The organism is Shewanella sp. T24-MNA-CIBAN-0130 (assembly GCF_040310185.1).
Classification (GTDB): Bacteria; Pseudomonadota; Gammaproteobacteria; order Enterobacterales; family Shewanellaceae; genus Shewanella; species Shewanella psychromarinicola.
In genome coordinates this window covers 1-5,922 of the sequence record NZ_JBEOPP010000101.1, presented here as the reverse complement: position 1 = coordinate 5,922, position 5,922 = coordinate 1, and the positions used below count along the sequence as shown (strand labels likewise).

Annotated in this window: 3 protein-coding genes and 3 pseudogenes; 2 read left to right on the top strand and 4 right to left on the bottom strand. The window is 45.2% G+C overall.

Translation table 11 applies throughout. The features are described from left to right. Positions 1-450: 450 nt before the first annotated feature. From AAEZ02_RS21460 to AAEZ02_RS21450, 3 genes and pseudogenes are all read right to left on the bottom strand, one after another. Positions 451-671 (bottom strand): annotated as a pseudogene (locus AAEZ02_RS21460) (Txe/YoeB family addiction module toxin). 40 nt (positions 672-711) lie between these two features. Continuing rightward, positions 712-807: pseudogene (locus tag AAEZ02_RS21455) on the bottom strand (type II toxin-antitoxin system Phd/YefM family antitoxin); the annotation flags it as partial. A gap of 80 nt (positions 808-887) precedes the next feature. Next, on the bottom strand, positions 888-1,187 hold the full coding sequence (locus AAEZ02_RS21450) for a HipA domain-containing protein (RefSeq protein ID WP_124014319.1): 300 nt from the start codon (positions 1,185-1,187) through the stop codon (positions 888-890). Positions 1,188-1,599: 412 nt separating this feature from the next. On the opposite strand from AAEZ02_RS21450, the gene gad reads away from it, so the two are divergent. Next, on the top strand, positions 1,600-2,982 hold the full coding sequence (gad, locus tag AAEZ02_RS21445; protein ID WP_124014320.1) for a glutamate decarboxylase: 1,383 nt from the start codon (positions 1,600-1,602) through the stop codon (positions 2,980-2,982). Beyond that, positions 2,975-4,870, top strand: a complete 1,896-nt coding sequence (locus tag AAEZ02_RS21440; protein ID WP_124014321.1) for an aspartate:alanine exchanger family transporter — start codon at positions 2,975-2,977, stop codon at positions 4,868-4,870. The genes gad and AAEZ02_RS21440 overlap by 8 nt, the downstream gene beginning before the upstream one ends. A 560-nt stretch (positions 4,871-5,430) precedes the next feature. On the opposite strand, the pseudogene AAEZ02_RS21435 reads toward AAEZ02_RS21440, so the two are convergent. Further along, a pseudogene (locus AAEZ02_RS21435) lies at positions 5,431-5,922 on the bottom strand (transposase); the annotation flags it as partial.

Genomic DNA, 5,922 nt, shown 5'->3' with positions numbered 1-5,922 from the left:
TTTTTAGCATCACCCTCCCCGATATTGCCGATACACTCGGTGATACAATTAATGATAACTTTCAGAAATTAAAACCTACAGTTTGAATTCACTTGAGTATACACTTCAAAAATGATCATTAAACGAGAGGTCGAGAAAGCGAATAAGCCTGGACCTATCGCATTCAGTCTTGACTGCAAAAAATTGAGCGAGGTTCAAGCACATGAGTCTACAAAACTTAAACTTCGCGCGTTAGCCCCCAGAAGTGAGTCGTGAATACAAAAAACTTGAAACGTTATAATGTTGTTAGACTGGGAAAAGTACGCTGAAGGCCGAAAGACACACTAAAATCATCAATAATTTACTGGGCGCTAAATGAATATATCAAACCGATGCAGACCGCTGGCAGACCGAAATCATGGTGGGTTCCGCCAGCGCCCAATTAAGGTATGAGCGACGCTGAAAGTTGAGTTAGTAATGATAACGGCATGAAATAATCGTGATTGCCTGACTATCAACTGCGCAAACTAACCTATTTGTGTCATCGATTCGACGTGACCAAAAACCAGATAAATTTTCTTTTAAAGGCTCAGGTTTACCTATACCTTCAAATGGTGAACGCTTCACATCGCTGATGAGTTTATTAATACGTTTAAGTGTCCTTTATCTTGGGTTTGCCAATACAGGTAAATATCCCAAGCTTCATCAGTCTAAGATAATAAACGCTGACGGCTACTCATCTATTAGCTCTCGTACTGTTGTTTGACCAGCTCGATACTGTGCTATTGAACGATTCAGGTGCTCCGCGTTTTCTGGAGAACGAAGTATCAGAGGTAATGTCTGCGAATGGATTTCTAAATCCTTGGCAACATCACCGAAGCCAGATAAAGCAGTTATCAGCTCTCGGATTATTTTTCTGCAATTGACCAACGGGCAAAGCCTGCGGAATCAGCAAGTTTTTGCAAAGCCTTAAGTGGTGGTCGCTTTCCGAACCCCGTGAAAGACTTAGCATGCTCGCCAAAATAATTGCGGCTGAAAGTGACATCATAAAATAGTGCGGGTTGCCACTCACCATTATCACTCTGTAAAAATGCCCAGTTTTTACTGTGATCATCTTGATTACAAGCAAGTAAATTGAAAATGGCTCTTCTAAATTGCAGCTGGCCTGTCGCAGGAGACTTGCACAGTATCACTGCTACCGTCATCATATTGTAGCCAAAGATGCTACCCACATCACTAAATACCTAGTTCATTGTTGTTACTGTAACAATGGTGTAAAGGATGATGTTGTATCCATTCCATTGCTTACATTAATTCCGTATGCGTTAACGTAAATACAAAAGAGTAACTCCTCTGGAAGTGTGGTCGCGTTACATGAACAACCATATCTGGAGTAAAAGTTGAATGTAACTAAAATATAAACAAAATTTAGAAGACCTTACTTATAAATATGAACAAGAAAAATGAAATACGTTTTCTGTAAAGTAAAGCGATTAACCAATGTTTTTATGGATGCCACACATACAACACAAGCAACCAAGATATAAAATCTTCTTTGCTCCAACGGCACAAGATCACCTCCCCTGCCTCTAACGTACCTTTACAACCGAGGAACTAACCATGCCCATTCATAAAGTAAAACAAAACGATCAATCCAGCCTACTAGATATCTATGCAACCAATGCCTCACAAGAAAGCTTACCTAAGTATCAAATGCCGCAAGGTCGGACCGAACCTCGCATTGCTTATGCTTTTGTCCACGATGAACTCATGCTCGACGGAAATTCTCGTCAAAACCTAGCTACATTTTGTACAACTTGGGTCGAGGACGAGGTCAAGCAGCTAATGACAGACGCGGTTGACAAGAACATGATCGACAAGGACGAATACCCACAAACAGCCGAAATAGAGAAACGCTGTGTTCATATACTTGCGGATCTTTGGCATGCACATAAATCACAGGAAACGATTGGATGCTCGACAACCGGGTCTAGTGAGGCGGCAATGCTAGGCGGTCTAGCCCTCAAGTGGAAATGGCGTAAGCGCCGTGAAGCTGAGGGCAAGGACTCAAGTAAGCCAAACATCGTGACCGGCCCTGTGCAGATTTGCTGGAAGAAATTCGCACGTTATTTCGATGTCGAGATTCGGGAAGTACCATTAGAGGGCGATGCGCTTGGGTTAAAACCCGAGGACCTACGAAAATATTGTGACGAAAACACTATCGGTGTCGTGGCGACTCTCGGAGTCACCTTCACTGGTGTCTATGAACCAGTAGAGGCTCTGAGTCTTGAATTAGATGCGATCGAGCGTGAGTTTGGACTCGACATTCCAATCCATGTGGACGCTGCCTCAGGTGGTTTTATAGCCCCCTTCATTCAGCGCGACCTAGTCTGGGATTTCCAGATAGATAGAGTCAAGTCAATCAATGCATCCGGTCATAAATACGGTCTCGCACCGCTAGGTGTTGGCTGGGCGATCTGGGCAACACAGGAAGATCTACCAGAGGAATTGGTTTTCTATGTCGATTACCTTGGCGGCAACATGCCTACCTTTGCGCTGAATTTCTCACGACCAGGCGGCGAGATCATAGCCCAATATTATAACTTCTTGCGCCTGGGTATGGAAGGTTATACAGCTATTCAACAGACCTGTTCGGATACTGCTCAGTGGTTGGCTAAACAATTGGCGACACTTGGATTTTTCGATATGATCTATGACGGTCACGGCGGTCTTCCTGCCGTAGCCTACAAGCTGAAAGACGAGAAGCAAGGTTTCACACTTTATGATCTATCGGACAGGGTGCGGATGAAGGGATGGCAGATTGCATCTTACCCTCTACCTTCGAACCGTCAAAACACCATAGTTCAGCGGATTTTGATTCGGCACGGTGTCAGCCATGATCTGGTACAACTGCTGCTTGACGATATAATATCTGCGATAGACCATCTTGTAAAAAATCCGGTGCCAAACTCAACAGCGAAGCCAGGATTTAATCATGGATAAATCAATACAATATATTAAGTCGATCTTAAAAACGGTCGTCGGTATTATCACTCTACCACTGCTATTTGTAGCCTGTCCGGCATCAGCTCAAAATACGATATCTAGCTCAGGTGGGGCTATCGAGCAAGTATTCGATACGATAAAACCGGTAACCGAGGCGGGTTTTCACGGCTTTTTTCAGCTGTTGGACAACCAGCCTATTGCCTTCATACTGTTGTCGCTTGCATTGGGGACACTGATCGGGAAGTTCAGTCTCAAGACTATATCTCTGGGCTCAACGGCTGGCACACTACTGATCGGGGTATTATTTTCGATGATTGCACAGGCTGCTTATGGCATCGCCTATTCAATTCCAGGCGTACTGTCATCGTTTATGCTGCTACTTTTCATGTATGCACTTGGGCTCAAAGTCGGCCCACAATTTTTTTCTGGTTTGCGAAAAGGCGGACTAGCATTTCTTGTGATCGGCTTTATTGTCTGGAGTCTAAACTGGGTTATATGTTTTTTTGGTGCAATGCTGGCCGGTCTTGCCCCGGGCTATGCAACGGGACTGATCTCAGGAAGTTATACGATCACCGCAATCTTGGGTGTCGGTCAGGATGCGTTAACTAGCGGAGCCTTCATTCCACCTGATGGCATGTCAGTGCAACAGGTCGGTGCTAATATGGCCGCCGCTTATGCAATCAGCTATGTTCTGTCTACTGTATTGACCATTATGTTGATCCGCTATCTACCGCGCATTTTTGGCTATGACGCCGTTGCCGAGGCAAAGCTAGCTGAAACTGATTTTAGCGGAGGTGGGACCGATCCAGTGCCCGGAGCTCCGGGTGCATTAACAATGACCTTCACGTCTATTGGCCTTCGTGCATTTACCGTCACCCACAAAAGCTTTATCGACCGCACCTTGTCGCAACTGGCTAAAGACTTTCCGGAAGTGCCCATCCTACGCGTAGTTCGTGATGGCAAGATCCTGAATATGACAACTGACCCCACAGTTCAAAAAGATGACATAATCACAGTGCGTGCCGATGTGCACGACTTGATCGAGACGGAAGGCAAGTTAATCGGCCTAGAATCAGACGACCCGCAGGCACGAAATGTACCCATTGAGGTTGCAGATGTCACTATGGGATCGCACAAAATATCGGGAAAAAGCCTAGACGAACTTCGTTTGCAGCTGTCGGCTGGCGTTACAGTCCAAGCAATGTTTCGGGCTGGCAACGAGTTGCCTCTCGGTCCTAAGACCGACGTTCTATTCGGTGATGTTATGCGTCTGAACGGCCCTGATGCTGCTATCCAAAGAGCGGCAAAGCAACTGGGCGGTCATGCAATCCTATTCACGATGAAATCGGAGGTCATTTACCTTGCGTTTGCCATGTTGGTCGGCTATCTAGTGGGGGTAATCACAATCACTATATCAGGCATCCCTTTTGCGTTAGGAACATCAGCAGGCGTTATTATGGCAGGCATAGGAGTAAGTTATTTTAGAAGCCGAAACCCAAACTTTGGCGGCCCCGTAAATGAAGGGGCGCGTAGCTTTCTACAAGACTTCGGCTTAAATGCCTTTGTTGCTGTTTTAGCCGCCAACGTAGGATCTAAGGTCATGACAGCCTTTGGAGGCGACACGATTCTATGGATTGTACTAATCGGTATTGCAGGGGCGCTTATTCCACCACTTGTTGCCTTCTGGATCGGGATAAAGGTATTTGGTCTGAATACAATAATCTCAGACGGCGCCGCGGCAGGAGGACGAAACAGCACTCCAAGCCTAAATGCAATCATGGAAGAATCGCACAGTTCAGTTGCCGCAGTCCCCTATCCAGTGAGCTATGCATTCACGACCGTTCTAGCACTAATCGGTGGGTATTTATCGATGATATTGTCATGAGCCTAGCTTACCTCAGCATGATTTTGTTTATTGAAGCTCACCTTCCTTTAGCTGGGTGAGCTTCAATAAATAGGCAAAAACCTTTGATCCGAGCGAAGATAAAGCCACGAGGAGTTCACTGTGGTCCATATACCTGGCTAGATGACAGCTCTAGTACGAAGAGTCTGTTAACAAAGAAAGCGAGTTGACGAGGTTTCTTGGGGCACAATGGAAATACTTTCGAAGCTCAATCCAGAAGCCCAAAGCCCGCCAATAGCCAGCATAGCTAAACCTGTAGTTTTTATAAATACGGTAATGAAAGACAACGACTCGATCAATTTGTTACTCGCCTTTGAATAATAAAAACTAAGCCACCCATTTTTTAACAAATAACATAACTCGTTTTCATGGCTTTGGCGAGAGGTATAGTCGATATGCTCAACTCACCTATCCCTATCGATATGACTAAAAAATTAGCGCTAAGCAACTGGTTTGCCAGTCTTTTTCAAAATTCGGCACAGCAGGAAAACTTGATAGTCATCAAGTGTAAGATGAATTGTAATTTGATTGGGGATTATGACTTAAGCGCACAGCCAGCGCTGACAATTTGCCGCGCCTTGTCGTCGTTTTCGGTCTAAATGCTCACAGTATTCGGTTAAGGCAGGTAATGCGCCGACAGCGCCTTTAAATAATGTACCAAACTCTGTAGTGATTTTAAGCCAATTCTCTGCGGGGATGTTTAGCCTATTCAGTATGTCCTGACTGCTTGAACTAATGGCGCCACGTTTATCTTCTCGAATAATCCGACCGGTATCTTCAACTAAGACGATGTAGTCTTTCACGCTGAACATGAGCCCGTTAGGCATGTTGAGTCGTTCATTACCCACAAACGGTAATAGCTCTGGTGGTTGCTCGCCTTTCATCGCTGAATTTATACGGCGCTGAATACTGGTGTAATCTGAGGTTTCTGGAGTTGCAGCCATGTTAGCTCTGACTGGGTTTAAATCAACGTAGGCCATACAGGCTAATACTGCGGCTTCATCAAGCAGAGCTTGAGATTTGAAACGACCTTC